Source organism: Cryobacterium sp. M96, from assembly GCF_002929845.1.
Lineage (GTDB): Bacteria > Actinomycetota > Actinomycetes > Actinomycetales > Microbacteriaceae > Cryobacterium > Cryobacterium sandaracinum.
The window spans coordinates 56,883-76,871 of sequence record NZ_PJJS01000051.1 but is presented as its reverse complement, the minus strand read 5'-3'; the positions used below and the strand labels follow the sequence as shown (position 1 = coordinate 76,871).

The following is a 19,989-nucleotide window of genomic DNA, read 5'->3' as shown; positions in this document are numbered from 1 at the left end:
AACTTCTATATGAGCGAGCTTGCGGGTGAACTGGCGCGGGTGCGCGAAGCCTTCGACAAACCCACCCTGCGCCTGCTGGACCGCAAGTGGGCGCCGTTCGTGCTCTTCGTGTTCAAGTCCTCCTTCAGCCGCGACCGGCGCAGCGTGCGGGCCGATCTGCTGCACATTCAGGTCGACGCCTACCTTGCCGACCTGCGCTCGGTCGGCAGCGATGTGCCGGGCAAGACCGGTCGGGCCCTCTGCGTGCAGTGGATGAACGACCAGTGGCTCTACCGCGAAACGGGGGAGGGCGACGAAGAACACTACTCGCTCACCTCGCACGCACTCGAGGCGCTGCTCCTGGTCGAGAGTCTGTCCCGCGATCGGGCTTTGATCAGCGAATCCCGTCTCACCACGATCGTCGACACGGTGCGTCACCGCGCCACGCAGGCCAACCCTGATCGGGAGGAGCGCATCCGTCGCCTCGACCGGGCGATCGCCGAGAACGCCGCCGAGCGCGACCGCCTCGCAGCCGGCGGCGAGATCGCGCCCGTCTCGAACGAGCAGATGCGTGAGGGCTACGCCGACCTGGTCGACCTGATCGGCCAGCTGCCCAGCGATTTCAAACGCGTCGAGGAATCCGTCGCCGCCATGCACCGGCAGATCGTCAACGATTTCCGCGGTGAGGAACGCCCGATCAGCGAGGTACTCGACGAGTACCTCGCCAAAACGGATGCCCTGATGACCTCGACCCCGGAAGGTCGCGCCTTCGAGGGGGCCTTCACCCTGCTGCGCAACGACGACCTGCTGCGGGAGCTGGGGGACGACCTGGAGACGATCCTGCTGCATCCGTTCGCCCTCGAACTCAGCGCCACCGACCGCCGCAGCTTCATGGGCACCGTGCGCCTGATCCGCAAGGGCATCGACGACGTGCTCACCCAGCGCAACGGGCTGACGACCACCCTGCGCGAGCACATCGTCAACCACGACGTGGTCAAGGACCGCGAACTCGAACGCCTGCTGCGCGAGATCAACAAGGAACTCGCGACCTGGATGCAGACCGCCGGGCCCCGCTCCACGGTCACCGCCGAACTCATGCCGGGAACCCTCGACGCCCCGCACCTCCGCGAACGCTTCTACGACCCGGGCGCCCACCGCGCGCCGCCCGAGCTGCAGGATGTCTCCGACGACGCCCCGCCGCCACCGAGTCTCGACGAGATGCGCACGCAGGGCGGCCCGCTGCTGGGGGAGCTGCGCGACGCGATCGTGACGGCCTTCAACCACGGCGACGCCGCATCCGTCGGTGACGCCTTCAACGATCTCGACGTCACCCTGCGCCGCCCGGTCGAGATTCTGGGGATGCTTCAGATCGCCACCCAGATCGATGCGGTCAGCCGGTCCCAGACGCTCGAACGATTCGAAACCGTGCGACCCGACGGCTCCACCCGCAGCTTCGAGGTGCCCCGAATCATGCTCAGCGACGACGAAACTGCGGCGCTGTCCGCCCTGAACTACGGATCCGACAATGACTGACGAGCCCACCGCCGAGCACCCCGACATCGATATGCCCAGCTTTTCCCTTTTCGAGGGCGACGAGGGCGGACTCACCGTGGAGCAGCGTCGCACCCTGGTGCTGCTGCTGAAGCACCGCTACATCTCCGCCGCGCTGCAGCCGGCCGAATGGCAGACGCTGCTGCGCTCCCAGAGCCTGCTCAAATCGCGCCTGAACGACATGTTCCTCGATCTGCATGTCGACCTGCACTACGAGGTGGCATTCAAACGGCAGGCGGTCGCCGAGGGCGGAGACCGGTTCCCGACCCTGCTGCACGACGTGTCCTACACGCGGGAGGAGACCATTCTGCTCGTGCTGCTGCGGCAGCGGTTCCGCAGCGAGCGTGCCAACGGCCACGACATCGTTATCGTGGACCGCGACAACCTGGTGGAGAACGTCGGCCATTTCCGGCCCGAACACGCCACCGACCGGTGGGGCGACGCCCGAAAGGCCACGGCCGCCGTCGACAGCCTCGCGAAGGCGCGGGTGCTGCTGAAGACCAGCGACCCCGACCGATTTCGCATCTCCGCCGTGATCGAGGTGCTGCTGCCGGTGGAACGGCTGAGCGAACTGCTGGAGTGGCTGGTCACCCAGAACGCTGATCCCGGCCCGGATGCCACCGATCTTGACGATCTGCCTCTCCTGTCCGAAGCCCTGCCGGAGGCCCTGTCATGAACGATTCCCCGCTCTTCTATGTCGACGGCCTCACCGAAGGCACCACGCAGTGGCGCGCCGAGTCGTTCCAGATGGTGAACTGGGGCGGCTTTCAGGGCCACCACGAGGTTGCGTTCGCGCCCAGCGCCACCCTGGTGTCCGGCGCGTCCGGAACCGGCAAGAGCAGCCTGCTCGACGCCTACCTCGCCCTGATGATGCCGTCGGACACCCCCTTCAACGGCGCCTCCAACGACGCCGGCTCCGGGCGGGCGCGCAGCGCCGACCAGCGCAGCCTGATGACCTACCTCAAGGGCAAGACCGACGCCAACCGGGAGGCCGGCACGGGGGAGCTGCAGGACCAGGTGCTCCGCGGTGCCCACGAGTCCACCTGGGGTGCCGTGTCGATGACCTTCATCGACGACAACCAGCGCCGTTTCACAGTGTTACGGGCCTACTTCGTGCCCCGTGGCGCCACCCGGTTCGCCGACATCACCATGAAGATGGCCACGATCGACGGATACCTCGACCTGCGCGACCTGGCCGACGTGACCGAGTCCCGGTTCGACAAGCGCGCCCTCAAATCCCGGTTCCCCGAACTGGATGTCTTCGACACCTATGCGGCGTTCGCCCAGACCCTGTACACCCGCCTGGGCATCGGCGCCAACGGCGAGGGCGGCAAGGCGCTCAGGCTGCTCGCACGCATCCAGGCCGGCCAGCAGGTCAAGACGGTCGACGGGCTCTACAAGTCGATGGTGCTTGAGGAACCGTCCACCTACGGGGCCGCCGACAAGGCCGTTGCCCACTTCGAAGACCTCGAACGGTCCTACGGCGCCATGGTCGCCGAGGCGCAGAAGGCCAAGGTGCTGGAACGCCTGCCCGTCCTGCACCGCGTCTACGAGACGGCGACCGATAAGGCCGACCTGATCGACACCTTCGGCGTGCACCGCTCCGGCGACACGCCGTTCGTGCTGTGGCAGCTCCGCACGGAGCAGAGCCTGCTCGAGGAAGCCGCCGACGTCAACCGGGTGCAGCGGCGCGACACCCAGCTTCGCTCCACGACGGCCCGGGATGCCGAGACCGCGTTGAAAGCGCGCGTCGCCGATCTGCAGCGCCAGCAGCGTGACAACGGCGGCGACGTGCTCGTCAGCCTGCAGAACGAGCTTGGCCAGCTCACCGACAAACGCGACGACGTGGCCGCCGAGCGCTCCAAGTTCGACGAGCGCATCCGGCCTCTCGGCCTCTCCATCGACTCCGGCGACGACTTCGATCGGGCCCGCGCCGCGGCCGACGGGTTCCTGTCCGGCTTTCCCACTGCCGAAATCGACCTCGAGAACAAGAGAAGCGCGCTGCAACGCACGGCCTATCCGGTCGAGGAGAACCTCCGCACCCTGGGGCAGGAGCACCAGTTCCTGTCCGGGCGGGCGAGTCTGGTTCCCCAGCACCTGCACAGCGCACGCCTGCTGATCGCCGAGGCGTCGGGCATCCCCGCCGAGGAGCTGCCCTTTGTCGCCGAACTGATCGATCTGGCCCCCGGCGAGGACGCCTGGCGCCAGGCGGCCGAGGTCACCTTGGCCTCCGTCGTGCGCGTCCTGCTCGTCGACGAGACTCGTCTGCGCGCGCTCAGCCTGGCCATCGACCCGCTCCGCATCCCCGTGCGCATCCACTTCGACGGGGTGCCGCTGCGCGCGCACGAGCAGATCGACGGTGACCCGCGCTTCGTGTCGGGAAAGCTCGTCTTCAAGGACTCGCCCTTCAGTGGCTGGGTGCGGGACCGGGTACAGGCCGCGAACCTCGACGCGGAGTGCGTCGCCACGGCCGCCGACCTCGTCGGGGACGGCCCGAGGGTCACCCCGAGTGGGCAGACCCGCAACGGTTCCCGCGGCGCCCATGGCTGGAACAGCGACCAGAAGTCGATCATCGGCTTCTCCAGCCGCACCCGCCTGCACGACATCGACGAGGAGCTGGCCCGCCTGCGGCTTGAGGCCGACAGCCTGGCGCGTGAAGCCTTTGCGCACGGGGCGAGCCTCGCCGACCTCCGGGCCCGCAGGGGCGCACACCAGTTCGTCGTCGACGCGGCCTGGCCGGCCATCGACGTGCAAGCCGCGGATGTCCGCATCACTGACAAGCGGGCCGAGCGCGAGCGCGTGCTCGCCGACAGTGACGTGCTGCGCGCCCTGAAAGACGAGGAAGAGCGTCTGACCGCCGAACTGGAAACAGCCCAGAAGCTGAAGCACGCCACGGAGGTTGCCCTGCAGGCCCTCGTCGCCAAGCAGGGCCGCTTCGTGGACCGGCAGGATGCGGTGAGCAGCCGCCTCGACCGCATCGACGGTGACCCGGAAGCCGCGCTGTCCCTGTCGGAGGAGCACGCCACCCACCTCGACGCCCAGTTCGCGGCTGTCGCCGACCAGCACGACCTCGACGCGTTCGACGGGGCCATCAGGCGGCTGCGCGAGCGCCTCACCGAGCAGTCCAGTCAGGACCGGGACAGCGCCGCGGGCGCCCGCAACACCCTGATCGGCATCTTCGAGACCTTTCAGAGCCGCTGGCCCGACCCGAACATCGGCGTCTCGCTCGATTCCTACCCGAGCTACCGGGACATCCTTGACGCCGTCTACACACTCGGCTTGCACGATCGGCGCCAGGAGTGGAAGCGCCGCCTCGCGCTCTGGAGCGGCCAGGACCTGGTTCCCCTGGTCGGGGCATTCACCTCCTCCATCGAGGAAATCGAAGATCGTCTCCGTCCCATCAACGAGATCCTCACCACACTGCCGTTCGGAGCCGGGCGCGACCGACTCAAGATCGCGTTGCGTCGCCTCCACCGCGATGACGCCACCGCGTTTCGCACGGAACTCAAGGTGCTGTCCTCCGGATCCACGGATGCCTTCACCGACGAGCAGACCGAAAGCCGGTTCACCCGGTTGCAGGCGTTCATGAACCTGATCCGCAAGTCCGCCGACGGTCCGCGCCAGGAATCCCAGCGCGATCTGCTGCTCGACGTGCGCCGGCACGTGGAGATCACCGCCGTGCGCACCACCCCGGAGGGCGTGGAGATCAGCACCTACTCGTCGCTCGGCGGCAAGAGCGGTGGCGAGTCCCAGGAACTGGTGGCGTTCGTCGTGGGAGCCGCCCTGCGGTTCCAGCTCGGCGACGAGAGTCGCACCCGCCCGCGTTTCGCGCCGGTCTTCCTCGATGAGGGCTTCGTGAAATCGGACTCCGAGTTCGCCGGCCGTGCCGTGTCGGCGTGGAAGGGGCTGGGCTTCCAGCTCATCATCGGTTCCCCGCTCGACAAGGTCACCGCGCTTGAGCCGCACATGGAGCTGGTGCTCTCGATGACCAAGAACAACAGCACCGGGTTCTCCTACATCACGCCGCTCTCGTCGCCGGTGCGCTCGCATTAAGCTCCGCGCAGGACCCTACCGCGACAGGGGGAGCCCTGATTTCGGCAGGCCTGCACAGTAAGATTTTGTAGCGTGGCCGCAATTAAGGTGATCGTCGACGAGGGGCTCAAGATCGCGCTTTCCGCCGTCCGAATGGCGGTGAAGAACGACATCATCGTGGGCGCTCTCGGTGATCACGCCGACTACGATCCGGAACGCTACGCGGCGACCGCCCGGCACGAGCTGCACCTGCTCACCCGGCAGAACGAGCAGTACGCCCGCCGGGTCAAGGACCTGCGCACAGAGCTGACCAGGTCACGGTGGACCTCCGATCTCACGGAAGACCAGCACCACGACATCATTCAGCTCAAACTGCGCCGACGCGTGCATGAGAAGCTCGCCGAGGCCCTCGAGGCCGTGGCCGCCGACGACGACAAGGTCGCGCGTCTCGTGCGGCGGGCCCAGCGGGCCGCCAGCGACGAGGTCAGTGACGCGGTGTCGTCACGCCTGATCAGGCTGAACATCGACTGGCATGACCCCGATTACGAGGCCCGGCGGGAGGCCCGCACCGAGGTGTTTCTGCACATCGACCTCGCCCTTTTGAAGCTCAAGCACGACGCCGCGACCGACCTGTCCGCCAGCGACTACTGACTCCGGACTCAGTTGCGGGTGAAGAGCCGCGCGAAGAAGCCGGGGGTCGGGGCGTCTTTCTCGTGTCCGCGGCACCGCTGTGCACTCGGAACGCCTCGCATCACCTGGTCGACGTGCTGGCCGCACCCGGCCCAGGTCGTTTTTCCACACTTCTTACACGTGACTTGACGGCACATCCGTTGAACCCTTTCGTTGAACTCGTCCGCCCAACATACCCCATGGGGTATCACTTATGCTGCACGGCGTGCCCGCCAGGCGCGCCACGCACCGGTCGACCACAGCGCCCACGCCACGAGCACCGGCTGGAAGAGCAGGCGGATGCCACGGGACAGGTCCGAATCCAGGCCGAACGAATCGGTGGCCGTGACGAACTGGGAGATGTTGCCGGGGAAGATTGCCAGGAAGAACAGGGCCACGACCCAACCCACCTGCACCTTGCGCCTGGCCAGCAGCAGCAGCGACAGGCCCAGAGCGATCTCGACCAGGCCCGACGCAACCACGACGAAATCTCCCTCGAGCGGCAACCAGGTGGGCACCTGGGCGAGGAACGCCTCACGGTTCCAGGCGAGGTGGCTGATCCCGGCGAAGAGCAGGAATGCCCCCAGAGCCAATCGGCCGATCAAGCGGGGGATCGAGGTGCGGGGGGTACGGGTGCCGGTGGCAGCGTCAGAGGTCATGAATCGACTTTAGCCGCGATCTCGGCGTCCGTTCGGGCGTTGAAGATACCCCACATGATGTGCGTCGGGCCGCTGCCGTCCCTGCCGGGCGCCGCCGCGCGGCTGATCCAACGCTCGGCGGCCGCGGTGGCGCCGAGCGCGGTCAGAGACGGCGCGATCCGGGTCTTGCGAATCTTGCCGGCCATCACGCCGCCGTCCGGCGCAAGCCTCCAGCCGCGGCTGGAGGCGAGCACCTGCCCCACCTCTTCGTCGGTGAGCCACCGGGAAAAGCTACGGCTGGGCGGGTCAATGTCGGTGAGCTTCACGTTAGTGCCACCAGTTCGGCCTCCAGGCGTTCCACATCGACCCGGTGGCAGAGTTCCGTGGCCGGTGTCATCGCGGTGGCGCTGCCGGCGGCGACGGCGGCCCGGAACGCCCGGTCCACCGGGAACCCCTGCGCGATCCGCAGCACGAACGCACCGAGAAAGCTGTCGCCGGCCCCGACGGTGCTCTGCACCGTGACCTGCGGCACCCCCAGACGGATGATCCCGCTCGCCGAGGCGAGCACGGCTCCCGCTCCGCCGAGCGTCAGCGCGACGACTTCCGCGGACCCGCGGGCGACGAGCTCGGCGGCCGCGTCGATCTTGCTCTGTTCGGTGTCGAGGGTTGCGCCGACGAGCTCTCCCAGCTCACGCCCGCTCGGTTTGACCAGGTAGACCCCCTCGTCGAGCGCGGCCGCGAGAGCGGGACCGGACGTGTCCACGATGCAGCGGGCGTCGTGCCCGTGCGCCAGACGGGTGACCCGGGCGTAGAAATCATCCGGGACTCCCGGCGGCAGGCTGCCGCTGGCGACCACATAGCCGCCGACCGGAATCGACTCTCCGACGACCGCGAGACAGGCCCGCCACTCGGTTTCACTGAGCTCGGGGCCTTCCAGCACGAAACGGAACTGCTTGCCGGTGCCAGTCTCGTCGACGGTGAAGCTCTCGCGGGTGCTGCCATGGATCGGCACCGCGATGGTCGGGATGCGTTCGGCTTCGATCAGCCGGCGGAAGGCCTCCCCGGTAGGGCCGCCCGCGGTGTACACGGCCAGGGCCTGCCCGCCGAGACGTTGCACTACCCGAGCCACGTTCACGCCGCCGCCGCCCGGGTCGAGGCGGGACCGGCCGCAGCGCATCTTGTGCTCGCTGACCACGTGCTCGGTTGACGTGCTCACGTCGAGAGCGGGGTTGATGGTGAGGGTGAGAATCGGCCGCAGCAGGGCGGCCCTGGGGGAGTCCATGGTTCCAGCGTAGGAGACTTCCCCGCACGCCTCGTGCTGGCGCGGGGTTGAGCCGATAATCGGAGCATTCGCCCCATGACAGAAAGAGGCTCCACCATGACGACCCAACTCAATCCCTACCTGGGGTTCCGGGATACGACCCGGGAAGCGATGGAGTTCTACCGGACGGTGTTCGGCGGCGAGCTGACGCTGAGCACGTTCGCCGAGTTCGAGGCGAGCGACGACAAGGCTGAGCAGGACAAGATTATGCACGCCATGCTGACCACCGACGACGGCCTGGTGCTGATGGCTTCCGACACTCCGAACCGGATGGAGTACCGTCCGGGCACCAACTATTCCGTGTCGCTCAGCGGCGACGACGAACCGGTGCTGCGCGGCTACTGGGACAAGCTCGCGGCCGGGGGCACCGTCGTCATGCCGCTCGAGCCGTCGCCGTGGGGCGACAGCTTCGGCATGTGCGTCGATAGATTCGGCGTGAGCTGGATGGTCAACATCGCCGGCGCACCCGCATAGGTCGGTGGTGGGGGGTTCGCATTCGACGCCGCGCAGATGCAGCAGCTCCTGGTGCAGGGGGAGACCAGGTCTTCGACGCGCTCACAGCCAGGTCGAAGCCGGAGCCGGGTCTACCGAGGCCCGCCACTACGATGATGCTGTGAAGCCCTTCCTGCTGCTCGCCACCCGTTCTGAGGACGAAGCCGCCGATGACGAGTACGCCGGCTTCCTCGCGGCCGGCGATCTGGAACCCGACCAGCTCCACCGGGTGCGGCTCGAGGCTGCGCCGATGCCGCCGATCGACCTGAACGGATACTCGGGCATCATCGTGGGCGGCAGCCCCTTCAACGCGAGCGATTCCGCCGAGATCAAGTCGTCCGTGCAACGCCGCGTCGAGGCCGAGTTGGCCGCCCTCCTCGACCAGGTGCTGGCCCGGGACTTCCCCTTCCTCGGTGCCTGCTACGGTGTCGGACTGCTCACCAGCCATCTGAGCGGCAGGCTGGACCGCACCTGGTCCGAGGAGGCCGGGCCGACCTGGATCTCCCTCACCGAGGCAGGCGCAGCCGACCAGCTGTTCGCCGCGCTCGTGCCCACCTTCCAGGCTTTCGTCGGGCACAAGGAGGCCTGTTCAGAGCTGCCGCCCGGCGCCGTCCTGCTGGCGACCGGGCAGAACTGTCCCGTGCAGGCGTTCCGGGTCGGCAACAACGTCTACGCGACGCAATTCCATCCGGAACTGACCAATGCCGGCATCCTGACCCGCATCCGCATCTACCGCGAGTCCGGCTACTTCGATCCCGACGCCCTGGACGACGTCATCGCGGCGATCGACGCATCCATCGTCACCGAGCCGGCCAAGCTGATGAAGGCCTTCGTCTCGCGCTTCGGCAGGTAGAGCCGGCGGGGTCCGGCGCGGGTCCGGAACCGGTCCCGGATCTAGAGTGGTCCCATGGAACTCGAACCAACCGACCGTTCTGCGGCGGCGCTGCTGGAACTGGCACGATCACTCGGGGTTGACACCTCTTTCACCGGCTGGGACGGTGCTTCACGGGCGGTCGACTTCGGCACCCTGCGTAAGGTCCTGGGTGCCCTCGGCGTTCCCGCCGGCACGCCTGCCGAGGTTGATGCGGCCCTGACCGAGCAGAGCCTCGCGCCCTGGCGCCGGCTCCTGCCTCCCGTCGTGGTGCTCCGCGCGGGCGGCGAGGCCGAGGTGCCCGTGCACGCCGGCGCAGGTTCGACGGCCCTCGTCTGGATCGTCGCCGAGGACGGCACCCGGCACGAGGTGTTGCAGACCGGGCTCTGGGAGAAACCCCGCACCGTCGACGGTCGGCCGACGAGCCGGGCGATGTTCCAAATTCCGGCCGGCCTGCCTCTGGGCTGGCATACCCTGCACGCAGAGAGCGGAGACCACACGGCGCGCTGCGGCCTCGTCGTGACCCCGCCCCGGCTCGAGACCACCCGCAACCTGGCCGGGCATCGCGACTGGGGTTTGATGGCCCAGCTCTACTCGGCGCGCTCCTCCCGGAGCTGGGGGATCGGCGACTTCGCCGACCTTGCCGACCTGGCCGCCATCTCCGGCTCCCAGTACGGAGCCGACTTCGTCCTGGTCAATCCGCTGCACGCGTCCGAGCCCGCCCCGCCGGTCGAGCCCTCCCCCTACCTGCCGTCGAGCCGGCGCTTTTTCCACCCGCTGTACATTCGGGTCGAGGACGTGCCCGAATACGCCTACCTCGCCCCGGCGGCACGAGCCGTTGTCGAGTCCCTCGCTGACCGGCAGCACTCGGCCAACCTGGAGGCGGACCACCTCGACCGCGACTGCGCCTATGCCGCCAAACTGACCGCGCTGGAAGCCGTGCACGAGGTGCGGCCGAGCCCCTCCCGTGCCCACCGGTTCGAGGAATTCTGCGCCGAGCAGGGTCAGGGTCTGGTCGACTTCGCGCTCTGGTGCGCCCTGGCCGAGTTGTTCCCGGCGGATGCGCCGGAATGGTCGATCGAGCCGCGCGGCCCCCGCGGTCCCTTCGCCGCCGAGCACCGGAAGCAGCTCGCGGACCGCATAGAATTCCACAGCTGGCTCCAGTGGCTCTGCGACCAGCAGTTGGAGACCGCTCAACGCGCGGCGACGGATGCCGGGATGGCCATCGGCATCGTGCACGACCTCGCGGTCGGGGTGCAGTTCACCGGGTCCGACGCCTGGACCCTGCAGGGCGTTCTCGCCCCGGGCATGACCGTGGGCGCCCCGCCGGACATGTTCAACCAGCAGGGCCAGAACTGGTCGCAGCCGCCGTGGCACCCCGGCCGGCTGGCCGAGTCGGGCTACGTCGCCTACCGGGACATGCTCCGCAGTATCCTGCACCACGCCGGCGGCATCCGGGTGGACCACATTCTGGGTCTGTTCCGCCTGTGGTGGATCCCGGTCGGCGCCGGACCGGGAGAGGGCACCTACGTGCACTACGACCACGAGGCACTCATCGGCATCCTGGCCCTCGAGGCCCAGCGCGCCGGCGCCGTGGTGATCGGCGAAGACCTCGGCGTCTTCGAGCCCTGGGTGCGCGACTACCTCGCCGAACGCGGCATCTTCGGAACCTCGATCCTCTGGTTCGAACGAGACAACGGCGTGCCGCTGGCCCCCGAACGGTACCGCCAGGCCTGCCTGACCAGTGTGAACACCCACGATCTGCCTCCGACGGCCGGCTATCTCGCCGGCGACCACGTGGCCCTGCGCGAATCGCTCGGTCTGCTCGGGCGATCGGTCGAGGAAGAGCGCACCGCGGACCTTGCCGAGCAGTCCGCCATGCTGGCCGCGCTTCGTGAACGCGGCCTGCTGCCGCCGCTCGGCACCGAGCCAGCCCCGACCGTGCAGGAGACGGTTGAGGCGCTCTACGCGTACACCGCACTGACGCCCTCGTCGCTCCTTGGCGTGGCTCTGGTGGATGCGGTCGGCGAGCGCCGGACCCAGAACCAGCCCGGGACCTCGAACGAGTACCCGAACTGGCGCATCCCGCTGGCCGGCCCCGACGGAAAGTCCGTGCTCATCGACGACCTGCCCGGCAACGCCCGCTTCGCCGCCCTGGTGGACGCGATCCGCGCCACTCCCTGAAGCGCTTTATCACGCCGAGGAAGATCTTCGCGCTGTCGGCCCGAACGGCGCCGAGCTGCGGAACCTGCGGGACCTGCCGGCCCCGCGGCCGGGTGTCGTATTCCGTTTTGGGCATTTGAACCGAGGAAGATGGGACGGATGACCACCCCCCAGAGCACTACCGCCCTTCGAGGCGCGCGCGACCACCTTCTGCAGCTGCGAGACGATCATGCGCGCGCCCAGGCCGAGTTCGAGTGGCCGGATGTGGGGGCGAACTTCAACTGGGCCGTCGACTGGTTCGACGTCATCGCCGCTGGCAACGACAAGACCGCCCTGTGGATCGTGGAGGAAGATGGTCGCGAACTGACGGTGACCTTCAGTGAGATGTCGGCGCGCTCCGACCAGGTGGCCACCTGGCTGATCTCCCGGGGCGTCGGGCACGGCGACCACGTCATGCTGATGCTGGGCAACCAGGTCGAGCTCTGGGAGCTGATGCTCGCCATCATGAAAGTGGGCGCGGTCATCCTGCCCACGTCCACGGTGCTTGCGACCGGCGACCTGGCCGACCGGGTTCTGCGCGGCGGTGTGCAGCACGTCATCGCCAACGCCGGCGACGCCGCCAAGTTCGACGCGGTGCCCGGCGACTTCTCGCGCGTCTGCGTCGGTGCGGCCACCCCCGGCTGGGCCGACTACGCGGATGCCGCGCTCGTCGCGGCCGAGAAGCCCGCCGTGGTCGTGTCCTCCGACGACGCGTCCCTGATCTACTTCACCTCGGGCACCACCAGCAAGCCGAAGATGGTGGTGCACACCCAGACGTCCTATCCCGTGGGGCACCTGACCACCATGTACTGGATCGGACTCCGCCCGGACGACGTGCACCTGGCCATCAGCTCGCCCGGCTGGGGCAAGCACGCCTGGAGCAGCTTCTTCGCCCCGTGGATCGCCGAGGCCACCGTCTTCGTCTACAACTACGCCCGGTTCGACCCGTTCGCCCTCGCCGACCAGCTGCACCGCGCGAAAGTGACCACCTTCTGCGCCCCGCCGACCGTGTGGCGCATGCTGATCCAATCCGACGTCGGCGCCAAACCGGTAGGCCTGCGCGAGATCATCTCGGCCGGCGAGCCGCTCAACCCGGAGGTCATCCACCAGATCCAGCGTTCCTGGGGACTCACCATCCGGGATGGCTACGGCCAGACCGAGACCACGGCGATCGTGGGCAACGCCCCGGGTTCCGCACTTCTGGCCGGTTCGATGGGGATGCCCCTGCCGGGCGTCGCGATCACGCTGCTCGATCCCATCACCGGTGAGGAGAGCGACGAGGGCGAGATCTGCCTCGACCTGTCCCGCACCGCGGTCAACCTGATGGCCGGCTACCACGGGGATCCCGAACGCACGCGGGAGGCCGTGCGGGACGGTTACTTCCACACCGGTGATGTCGCCAGCCGCGACGCCGAAGGCTACATCACGTTCATCGGCCGCACCGACGACATCTTCAAGTCCTCCGACTACAAGGTCTCCCCGTTCGAGGTCGAGAGCGTGCTGCTGGAGCACCCGGCCGTGGCCGAGGCGGCCGTCGTGCCCGCGCCCGACGACACCCGGCTGAACATCGCGAAGGCCTACATCGCCCTGGCGGCGGGCTGGGAGTCCAACGGCGAAACGGCGCTCTCGGTGCTGCGCCACGCCCGCACCGGTCTGCCCCCGTACATGCGGGTGCGGCGGGTCGAGTTCTACGAGCTGCCCAAGACCAGTTCCGGCAAGATCCGCCGGGTCGAACTGCGCATGCGCGAGGATGCCGCGGCCGCCGAGAACACCCGGCTCCCCGGTGAGTGGCGCGACGACCAATTCCCCGAGCTCAAGCGCTGACCGGCCGTTCCGGCCGCTCACGGCAATCCGGCGGAGACCTCCAGGACGAGGCCGCGGATGGCCGCGAGCGGGATCGGCAGCCAGGAGGGTCGGTTGCGGGTCTCGTAGACGGCCTCGTAGAGGGCCTTGTCCAGCTCGAACGCGTCGAGCAGGGGCTCCTGACCGGCCAGGCTCTGGCCGGATCGCAGCGTGTAGCCGTCGAGGAACGCGTGCTGGCACGCCGCGGCCCACGCTTCGGCCGACGCCGTCTGGTCGCCGGGCGAGGACCGCTCCACCGTGCCGGCCACATAGGAGAAGGACCGCAGCATCCCGGCGATGTCCTTCAACGGCACATCCGGCTGGGTGCGATCGTCGAGGGGGCGCAGCGGTTCGCCCTCGAAATCCACCAGCACCCAGCCGCGGCCGGGGACCTCGAGGGCCTGGCCGAGGTGGAAATCGCCGTGGATGCGCTGCAGCCGGGGCCAGCAAGCCCTCTCCGCCCGCTCGAAGATCGCCTCGACGGCCGTATCGTAGCCGGTCAGGGCGGGCACCTCGGCGGCGGCGCTGCGATAGCGCTCGCGCATCCGGCCGAGTTCGGCGGCGATGACCGCGGGGGTGGCGTCGTGAGTGGGCATCACGGCGGCCAGGTCGGCGTGCACGGCTGCCGTCGCCACGCCCAGCGCCCGCGCCTGTTCGCTAAAGTCCTCCCCGGCCCCGGCCGAGGCCAGGGCGGCCCGCCAGGCATCCGGGGCGCCCGGCAGGAACTCCTGGGCGAAGACGAGATGGCCCGTGAGGGTGACCCGCGGTTGCTCCGGCTCGGTCCACTCGCCGACCACGCAGCCCACCGGTTCCGGCACGAAGTGTGAGCCGGCCCGGGCCAGGGCCGATTGCACGGACACGTCTGGATTCTCGCCGGGATGCAGCATCCGGAACACCTTGCAGATGACGGGACGAGCCGGGCGCCCGGCGGCGTCGACGCAGTCCAGGATGATCGAGGTGTTCGACTGTTCTCCGCGCAGCAGACGGCCGGCGACAACCCGGGCCGGCCGTTCGGCGGGATCTGCGCTCGAGTGGAGTTCGCCGCGAGCCCGCGCGCCGAGGTTTTCGGGCTCAGGTGAGGAGGCCTGGCGCAGGATGAAACCCAGCAGAGCGCGCCCGTAGGCCGGGTCGGCGGTGCCGTCGTAGACCGCGCTGCCGTCGGCGAGGGTGACGATGAGGCCCTGCCCGCCTGCGGGGAGGGGAGTGGTCCGCTGGGTCAGGGGCAACTGGTAGAGGGTGCGGGTCGGGGCTGCGGCATCGAAGACGAGCTCAGTGCGGATGTCCACCTCGGCTTCCTCGCTCGGAAGCACCCAGCGCCCGATGCTGACCAGTCTCGGCACACGGCCCTTGTCGGCGAACCATCGCTGCGTCGCCACCCAGTGGTTGAGGTAATCCGGAAGTGGGATTGCGCGACCGTCGACAGTCATGGCCTCAGCGTACGCCCGCGCCGACGGGAGCCGACAGCAGGGACACCACGACGGTGCCACCCTTCGTCGACTGCTCGCCGATCGGCTCGAAGCCGAGCCGGGAGTGGAACGCCAGCGACCGAGGGTTCGGAGGTGCGATGTTCACTTCGCAGAAGACCTGGCCGACCTCGGCCGCGCGGGCCGCCGCGAAAATCGCGGTGTAGAGCAGGGCGCCGAGACCCTGGTTGCGGGCCTGGTCCGACACCACGATGCGGTCCACGTAGAGGAAGGACTCCGACCGGGCGGAGAACCATCGGTAGTTCTCGCTCGCGTAGTCGGCGTCGACCCCGAACAGCACGGCGAAGCCGAGCACCTCTCCCGGCGCGTCGTCGTGCACGACCGCGAGGGCGTGGCTGCTGGCCGCGAGCAGGGCGGAGAGGCTCGCCTCGTCATGGGCGTTGACGGCAGGCACAGCGGCGTTGTTGAGTCCGAGCACCGGTGCGGCGTCGGCGGGAAGGAGATGGCGGAGCGAATAGGGCATGGGATGACGATAATCCAGGTGCCGCCTACTCGGTGACGCGCCGGCGCATCCCGTTCGCCACCAGGGCCAGGCAGAGCGCGCAGACCACGAACAGAATGCTCAGAAGCACCGGGTAACCGGCCACGGCATTGAGCCAGGCGAAGGCGACCGGCAGCAGGAAGCCGATGTAGGTGAGGCTGTAGTAGACCCCGGTGATACCCGCCAGGTCGGCCGCCGTGGAGATCTTCTGGATCTCCACGAGCCCGGCCACGATGCTCACACCGTAGGCGGCGCCGAGCACGACGGCCGTGAGGAACGCGAGCACCGGGGACAGCACGATCGCCGTGACCACGCTGAGACCCACTCCCAGCAGCATCACGGACATCCCGACCATGAGTGCACGCCCATCGGTGACCCGGTTGATCCGAGCCACCTGCGGTTGCGCGAGCGCGCCGGTGCCGAGGGTCACAACCGTGAGCAGGGTCGCGTAGGCGAGGTTGAGGCTGCCGAGTTGGTCCTGGACCAGAGTGGGCATGATCGCGTAGGCGATGCCGGCGGCGCCGAAGACCCAGGGAGCTGACGGAATGATCACGCGCACGAAGCGGCGGTGTCCGGCCAGCGGAACCGCCAGGTCCTGCCAGAAGGGCCGGTGTGCCCGGTAGCGCGGCACGGTCTCCGGGGCCCTCAGCAGGCGGGGGAGCACAAGCAGGCTGAGCACGATGTGCACGACATAAGGGGAGAGGGTCGGCATCGGCCCCCACTGCGCGAGCACTCCGGCCACCCCGGCCCCGAGCCCGAACCCGACCGTGAGGGTGAGTGAAGGCCGCCGTGCCCCTGCCGTGCGGCCGGCCTGGTTGTCGAACGGCGGGCTGGACAGTTCCTTGAGCCACGCGGTTCCCACCGCCATCGCCACGGCGACGCTCAGCCCCGCCAGCAGGCGCCCGGCGGAGAGCATGATCCCGCTTGAGAATCCCAGACCCAGCAGGATGCTGGCGAGAATTCCCAGGACGACGCCTGCCAGGGTCAAGGGTTTGCGCCCGTAGCGGTCCGAGAGTGCGCCGGCGAGCAGCAGCCCGGGGACCAGGCCCACCACGTAGAAGCCGAGGAAGAGGTCGGTCATGACGACGGAATAGTGGCCGAGCGATTCGTACATGTGCAGGAGGGGCGTGAAGTGGTTCCCACCCCAAGCCATGACGAACAGGGCAGGAGCGGCGAGCTGCCAGGCGGGAACGGTACGGCGGAAAGTCATGGGTCTTTTCTGAAAAGCAGGTGCGGGAAGGTGGGGGACGGTCAGGGCGCCAGCTGCGCGTGATGACCGTCTTCGACGTGCTGGCGCAGAGCGACCTCGTAGGCGAGGGTGTCGCCGCCGCGCAGGTGGTGGGCAAGGATTCGGTGTTCGGCCACCAGACGGTCGAGGTTGCGCGGGTCGCGCAGGGCTGCCCGGTGCACGAGGCGCTCAAGCCTGGGGCCGAGCCGGGTGTAGATCCCGTCGATGACCCGGTTATGCGTCTCGTCGACGATGCGGGCATGGAACCGGTGGTCGGCCCGGGCGAACGTGAGCAGGTCGCCGGCCAGGGCGGCGTCGGACTGGACCCGAATAAGGTCCTGCAACTCGGCGTCGACGCCCGGGATGTCGTCCGGCCGCTCGCTGAGCAGGGTCACCGCCGTGTTCTCCAGCATGACGCGCACCTGTAGCAGCTCGGCCGTCTCCGTGTCGCCCAGGGCTGTGACGACCGCGCCCTTCTTGGGGAAGAGCGTCAGGAGCCCGTGAGCCTGGAGTTCGAGGAAGGCCTCCCGCACGGGGGTGCGGCTGGTGGAGAGGGCCTCGGCAATTTCGCCCTCGGTGATCAGCGAGCTTGCGGCCAAGGTGCCGGAGATGATGGCGTCGGCGACGGTCGTGTAGATCCGGTCGACGGCGGAGGGGGCCGCGGCGGGGGGCCTGGCGGCTCCGCGGGACATCGGGAGGAAGCTCATGCCTCAACCTTAGTCACACATGCACCTATCTATAAATGCATCAATGGATGCAATCTCATAAATTTCGCGTTCGGGTGGGTCTGACGGGAGTAGTGTTGGGAAAGAGGGCAAGTCACACGGTGCATCGTTGCATTAGCCGGAGCCTCGTGGTCCTGCTCTCTCGGCCCGACTGCGGGAGAGACACTTTCGCGGAGGGTGTCTCGATCCCACGAGGAGAGCAATCTACATGACAATCACTGAAGGTGTTCGCAGCGGAACGGATGATGCCGGTCGGACTGACTTCGCCTCCGGCCCCTGGCAGGATTCGATCGATCTGCGCGACTTCATCCAGCGCAATTACACCCCCTACCTGGGCGACTCGAGCTTCCTTGTCGGAGCGACCGCACGCACCACGGGGATCTGGGCCAAGCTGTCCGAGATGTTCCCCGAGGAACGCCGTAAAGGCGTCTACGACGTCGACGCCACCACGCCGTCGTCCATTACGGCCCACGCTCCGGGCTACATCGACCAGGCAAACGAGGTAATCGTCGGACTGCAGACGGATGCTCCGCTCAAGCGTGCCATTATGCCTTTCGGCGGGTGGCGCATGGTTGCCACCTCGCTCGAGACCTACGGCTACCCCGTGTCTCCCGAACTTGAAAAAGTCTTTACCGATTACCGCAAGACCCACAACACCGCCGTCTTCGACGTCTACCCTCCCGGGGTCCGTCGTGCACGAAACAGCCACCTGATCACCGGACTGCCCGACGCCTACGGCCGCGGCCGTATCATCGGCGACTACCGCCGTGTCGCCCTCTACGGCGTCGATGCCCTCATCACGGGCAAGAAGAACGACCGCGCCGAGCTCGACATGGAGCCCTCGACCGAGGACATCATCCGCGCCCGCGAGGAAAACTCGGAGCAGATCCGGGCCCTCAAGGAACTCATCCAGATGGCGGCCTCCTACGGCTCCGACATCTCCAAGCCGGCCACCACCGCGCGCGAAGCCGTGCAATGGCTCTACTTCGCCTACCTCGGCGCCGTCAAGGAACAAAACGGTGCTGCAATGTCGTTCGGCCGCAACGCGGCCTTCCTCGACACCTACATCGAGCGCGAACTCGTCGCCGGCACCCTGACCGAAGAGGGCGCCCAGGAGCTGATCGACGACCTCGTCATCAAGCTGCGCATCGTGCGCTTCCTGCGCACCCCCGAATACGACGAGATCTTCGCCGGCGACCCGACCTGGGTCACCGAGTCGCTCGCCGGCATCGGTGAAGACGGCCGCCCGCTCGTCACCAAGACCACGTTCCGCTTCCTGCAGACGCTCTACAACATCGGCGCAGCGCCCGAGCCGAACCTCACCGTTCTCTGGAGCGACGCTCTGCCCGAGGGCTTCAAGCGTTTCTGTGCGCAGGTGTCGATCGACACCTCGGCCATCCAGTTCGAGTCCGACGAGATCATCCGCGCCGAGATGGGTGACGACGCCGCGATCGCCTGCTGCGTCTCGCCCATGCGCGTCGGCAAGCAGATGCAGTTCTTCGGTGCACGCGTCAACGCCGTCAAGGCGTTGCTGTACTCGATTAACGGTGGAAAAGACGAGGTGTCCGGCAAGCAGGTTGCCCCGGCCACCACGCCGAACGCCGACGAGGTGCTTTCCTACGACACCGTCTTCCCGGCCTACCTGGAAACGCTCGAGTGGCTCGCCGAGACCTACGTCACGGCTTTGAACTGTATTCACTACATGCACGACAAGTATGCCTACGAGCGTCTCGAAATGGCGCTGCACGACAAGGAGATCATCCGCACGATGGCTTGCGGAATCGCCGGCCTGAGTGTGGTCGCCGACTCCCTGTCGGCCATCAAGTACGCCACGGTCCGCCCGGTGCGCGACGAGACCGGCCTGGTCGTCGACTACACGATCGAGGGCGAGTTCCCCCAGTTCGGCAACGATGACGACCGCGTCGACACCATCGCCGTCGACGTGATGGAGCGGTTCATGAAAATGATCCGCAAGCACCCGACCTACCGCGACGCCATCCACACCCAGTCGATCCTGACGATCACGTCCAACGTGGTCTACGGCAAGGCCACCGGCAACACGCCGGATGGTCGCCGCAAGGGCGAGTCGTTCGCTCCGGGTGCCAACCCGATGAACGGCCGCGACACCCACGGGATGCTCGCGTCGGCGCTCAGCGTCGCCAAGCTCCCCTACAGTGAAGCGCAGGACGGCATCTCGCTGACCAACACGGTGGTTCCCAGTGGTCTCGGCCACACCAAGGAAGAGCAGATCACCAGCCTGGTCGGCCTCATCGACGCGTTCACGTCGGCAACCGGTTACCACATCAACGTGAACGTGCTCAACCGCGACACTCTCGAAGACGCCATGGCGCACCCGGAGAACTACCCGCAGCTGACGATTCGCGTGTCCGGCTACGCGGTGAACTTCGTCCGCCTGACCCGCGAGCAGCAGATGGATGTCATCAGCCGCACGTTCCACTCGCACTGATCACTGA

16 protein-coding genes are annotated in these 19,989 nt (G+C 68.0%); 9 read left to right on the top strand and 7 right to left on the bottom strand.

What is annotated here, in order from left to right:
• The first annotated feature begins 9 nt into the window (after positions 1-9).
• From CXY79_RS11420 to CXY79_RS11405, 4 genes are all read left to right on the top strand, one after another.
• Positions 10-1,512, top strand: coding sequence for a DUF3375 domain-containing protein (locus tag CXY79_RS11420; RefSeq protein WP_104101447.1), 1,503 nt, complete (start codon positions 10-12; stop codon positions 1,510-1,512).
• Positions 1,505-2,206, top strand: a complete 702-nt coding sequence (locus CXY79_RS11415; protein ID WP_104101444.1) for a DUF4194 domain-containing protein — start codon at positions 1,505-1,507, stop codon at positions 2,204-2,206. Before CXY79_RS11420 ends, CXY79_RS11415 begins: the two co-directional genes overlap by 8 nt.
• Positions 2,203-5,583, top strand: a complete 3,381-nt coding sequence (locus CXY79_RS11410) for an ATP-binding protein (protein ID WP_104101441.1) — start codon at positions 2,203-2,205, stop codon at positions 5,581-5,583. Before CXY79_RS11415 ends, CXY79_RS11410 begins: the two co-directional genes overlap by 4 nt.
• Positions 5,584-5,655: 72 nt before the next feature.
• Positions 5,656-6,213: a hypothetical protein gene (locus CXY79_RS11405; RefSeq protein ID WP_104101439.1), complete on the top strand. Its 558-nt coding sequence runs from the start codon at positions 5,656-5,658 to the stop codon at positions 6,211-6,213.
• A 230-nt stretch (positions 6,214-6,443) separates the two neighbouring features.
• On the opposite strand, the gene CXY79_RS11395 is transcribed toward CXY79_RS11405, so the two are convergent.
• From CXY79_RS11395 to CXY79_RS11385, 3 genes are read right to left on the bottom strand one after another with little or no spacing between them, the layout of a single operon-like run.
• Positions 6,444-6,890, bottom strand: a complete 447-nt coding sequence (locus tag CXY79_RS11395; protein ID WP_104101434.1) for a hypothetical protein — start codon at positions 6,888-6,890, stop codon at positions 6,444-6,446.
• Positions 6,887-7,195, bottom strand: coding sequence for a hypothetical protein (locus tag CXY79_RS11390; protein WP_104101432.1), 309 nt, complete (start codon positions 7,193-7,195; stop codon positions 6,887-6,889). Before CXY79_RS11390 ends, CXY79_RS11395 begins: the two co-directional genes overlap by 4 nt.
• Positions 7,192-8,151, bottom strand: coding sequence for a 1-phosphofructokinase family hexose kinase (locus CXY79_RS11385; protein ID WP_174720206.1), 960 nt, complete (start codon positions 8,149-8,151; stop codon positions 7,192-7,194). Before CXY79_RS11385 ends, CXY79_RS11390 begins: the two co-directional genes overlap by 4 nt.
• Positions 8,152-8,247: 96 nt before the next feature.
• On the opposite strand from CXY79_RS11385, the gene CXY79_RS11380 reads away from it, so the two are divergent.
• From CXY79_RS11380 to CXY79_RS11365, 4 genes are all read left to right on the top strand, one after another.
• The gene (locus CXY79_RS11380; RefSeq protein WP_104101430.1) at positions 8,248-8,664 is read left to right on the top strand and encodes a VOC family protein; all 417 of its coding nucleotides are present in this window, start codon (positions 8,248-8,250) and stop codon (positions 8,662-8,664) included.
• Between the two features lie 139 nt (positions 8,665-8,803).
• Positions 8,804-9,535 (top strand): glutamine amidotransferase, encoded by a 732-nt coding sequence (locus CXY79_RS11375; RefSeq protein ID WP_104101427.1) that lies wholly within the window; start codon positions 8,804-8,806, stop codon positions 9,533-9,535.
• Between the two features lie 54 nt (positions 9,536-9,589).
• Positions 9,590-11,737, top strand: a complete 2,148-nt coding sequence (gene malQ, locus CXY79_RS11370) for a 4-alpha-glucanotransferase (protein ID WP_104101425.1) — start codon at positions 9,590-9,592, stop codon at positions 11,735-11,737.
• Between the two features lie 138 nt (positions 11,738-11,875).
• Entirely contained in the window at positions 11,876-13,579 is a 1,704-nt protein-coding gene (locus CXY79_RS11365) for an AMP-binding protein (protein ID WP_104101422.1), read from the top strand.
• Positions 13,580-13,596: 17 nt separating this feature from the next.
• On the opposite strand, the gene CXY79_RS11360 is transcribed toward CXY79_RS11365, so the two are convergent.
• The 4 genes from CXY79_RS11360 to CXY79_RS11345 are packed head-to-tail and all read right to left on the bottom strand — an operon-like array spanning position 13,597 to position 17,497.
• Positions 13,597-15,024 carry a phosphotransferase gene (locus CXY79_RS11360; protein WP_104101420.1) on the bottom strand — a complete coding sequence of 476 codons (1,428 nt, stop codon included), beginning with the start codon at positions 15,022-15,024 and terminating at the stop codon, positions 13,597-13,599.
• A gap of 4 nt (positions 15,025-15,028) precedes the next feature.
• On the bottom strand, positions 15,029-15,544 hold the full coding sequence (locus CXY79_RS11355) for a GNAT family N-acetyltransferase (RefSeq protein ID WP_104101418.1): 516 nt from the start codon (positions 15,542-15,544) through the stop codon (positions 15,029-15,031).
• 25 nt (positions 15,545-15,569) lie between these two features.
• A complete protein-coding gene (locus CXY79_RS11350) occupies positions 15,570-16,772 on the bottom strand; it encodes an MFS transporter (protein ID WP_104101416.1) in 1,203 nt (400 codons plus the stop codon).
• Positions 16,773-16,813: 41 nt separating this feature from the next.
• Entirely contained in the window at positions 16,814-17,497 is a 684-nt protein-coding gene (locus CXY79_RS11345) for a GntR family transcriptional regulator (RefSeq protein WP_104101413.1), read from the bottom strand.
• A gap of 226 nt (positions 17,498-17,723) precedes the next feature.
• On the opposite strand from CXY79_RS11345, the gene pflB reads away from it, so the two are divergent.
• Positions 17,724-19,982 carry a formate C-acetyltransferase gene (pflB, locus tag CXY79_RS11340; protein WP_104101410.1) on the top strand — a complete coding sequence of 753 codons (2,259 nt, stop codon included), beginning with the start codon at positions 17,724-17,726 and terminating at the stop codon, positions 19,980-19,982.
• The last annotated feature ends 7 nt before the right edge of the window (positions 19,983-19,989 follow it).

Excerpts from the sequence above, each read along its gene's own strand:
- CXY79_RS11360 (WP_104101420.1), bottom strand. The coding sequence starts at position 15,024 with ATGACTGTCGACGGTCGCGCAATCCCACTTCCGGATTACCTCAACCAC.
- CXY79_RS11420 (WP_104101447.1), top strand. The coding sequence starts at position 10 with ATGAGCGAGCTTGCGGGTGAACTGGCGCGGGTGCGCGAAGCCTTCGAC.
- CXY79_RS11350 (WP_104101416.1), bottom strand. The coding sequence starts at position 16,772 with ATGACTTTCCGCCGTACCGTTCCCGCCTGGCAGCTCGCCGCTCCTGCC.
- CXY79_RS11385 (WP_174720206.1), bottom strand. The coding sequence starts at position 8,151 with ATGGACTCCCCCAGGGCCGCCCTGCTGCGGCCGATTCTCACCCTCACC.
- CXY79_RS11380 (WP_104101430.1), top strand. The coding sequence starts at position 8,248 with ATGACGACCCAACTCAATCCCTACCTGGGGTTCCGGGATACGACCCGG.
- CXY79_RS11365 (WP_104101422.1), top strand. The coding sequence starts at position 11,876 with ATGACCACCCCCCAGAGCACTACCGCCCTTCGAGGCGCGCGCGACCAC.
- pflB (WP_104101410.1), top strand. The coding sequence starts at position 17,724 with ATGACAATCACTGAAGGTGTTCGCAGCGGAACGGATGATGCCGGTCGG.
- CXY79_RS11355 (WP_104101418.1), bottom strand. The coding sequence starts at position 15,544 with ATGCCCTATTCGCTCCGCCATCTCCTTCCCGCCGACGCCGCACCGGTG.
- CXY79_RS11415 (WP_104101444.1), top strand. The coding sequence starts at position 1,505 with ATGACTGACGAGCCCACCGCCGAGCACCCCGACATCGATATGCCCAGC.
- CXY79_RS11410 (WP_104101441.1), top strand. The coding sequence starts at position 2,203 with ATGAACGATTCCCCGCTCTTCTATGTCGACGGCCTCACCGAAGGCACC.
- CXY79_RS11345 (WP_104101413.1), bottom strand. The coding sequence starts at position 17,497 with ATGAGCTTCCTCCCGATGTCCCGCGGAGCCGCCAGGCCCCCCGCCGCG.
- CXY79_RS11395 (WP_104101434.1), bottom strand. The coding sequence starts at position 6,890 with ATGACCTCTGACGCTGCCACCGGCACCCGTACCCCCCGCACCTCGATC.
- malQ (WP_104101425.1), top strand. The coding sequence starts at position 9,590 with ATGGAACTCGAACCAACCGACCGTTCTGCGGCGGCGCTGCTGGAACTG.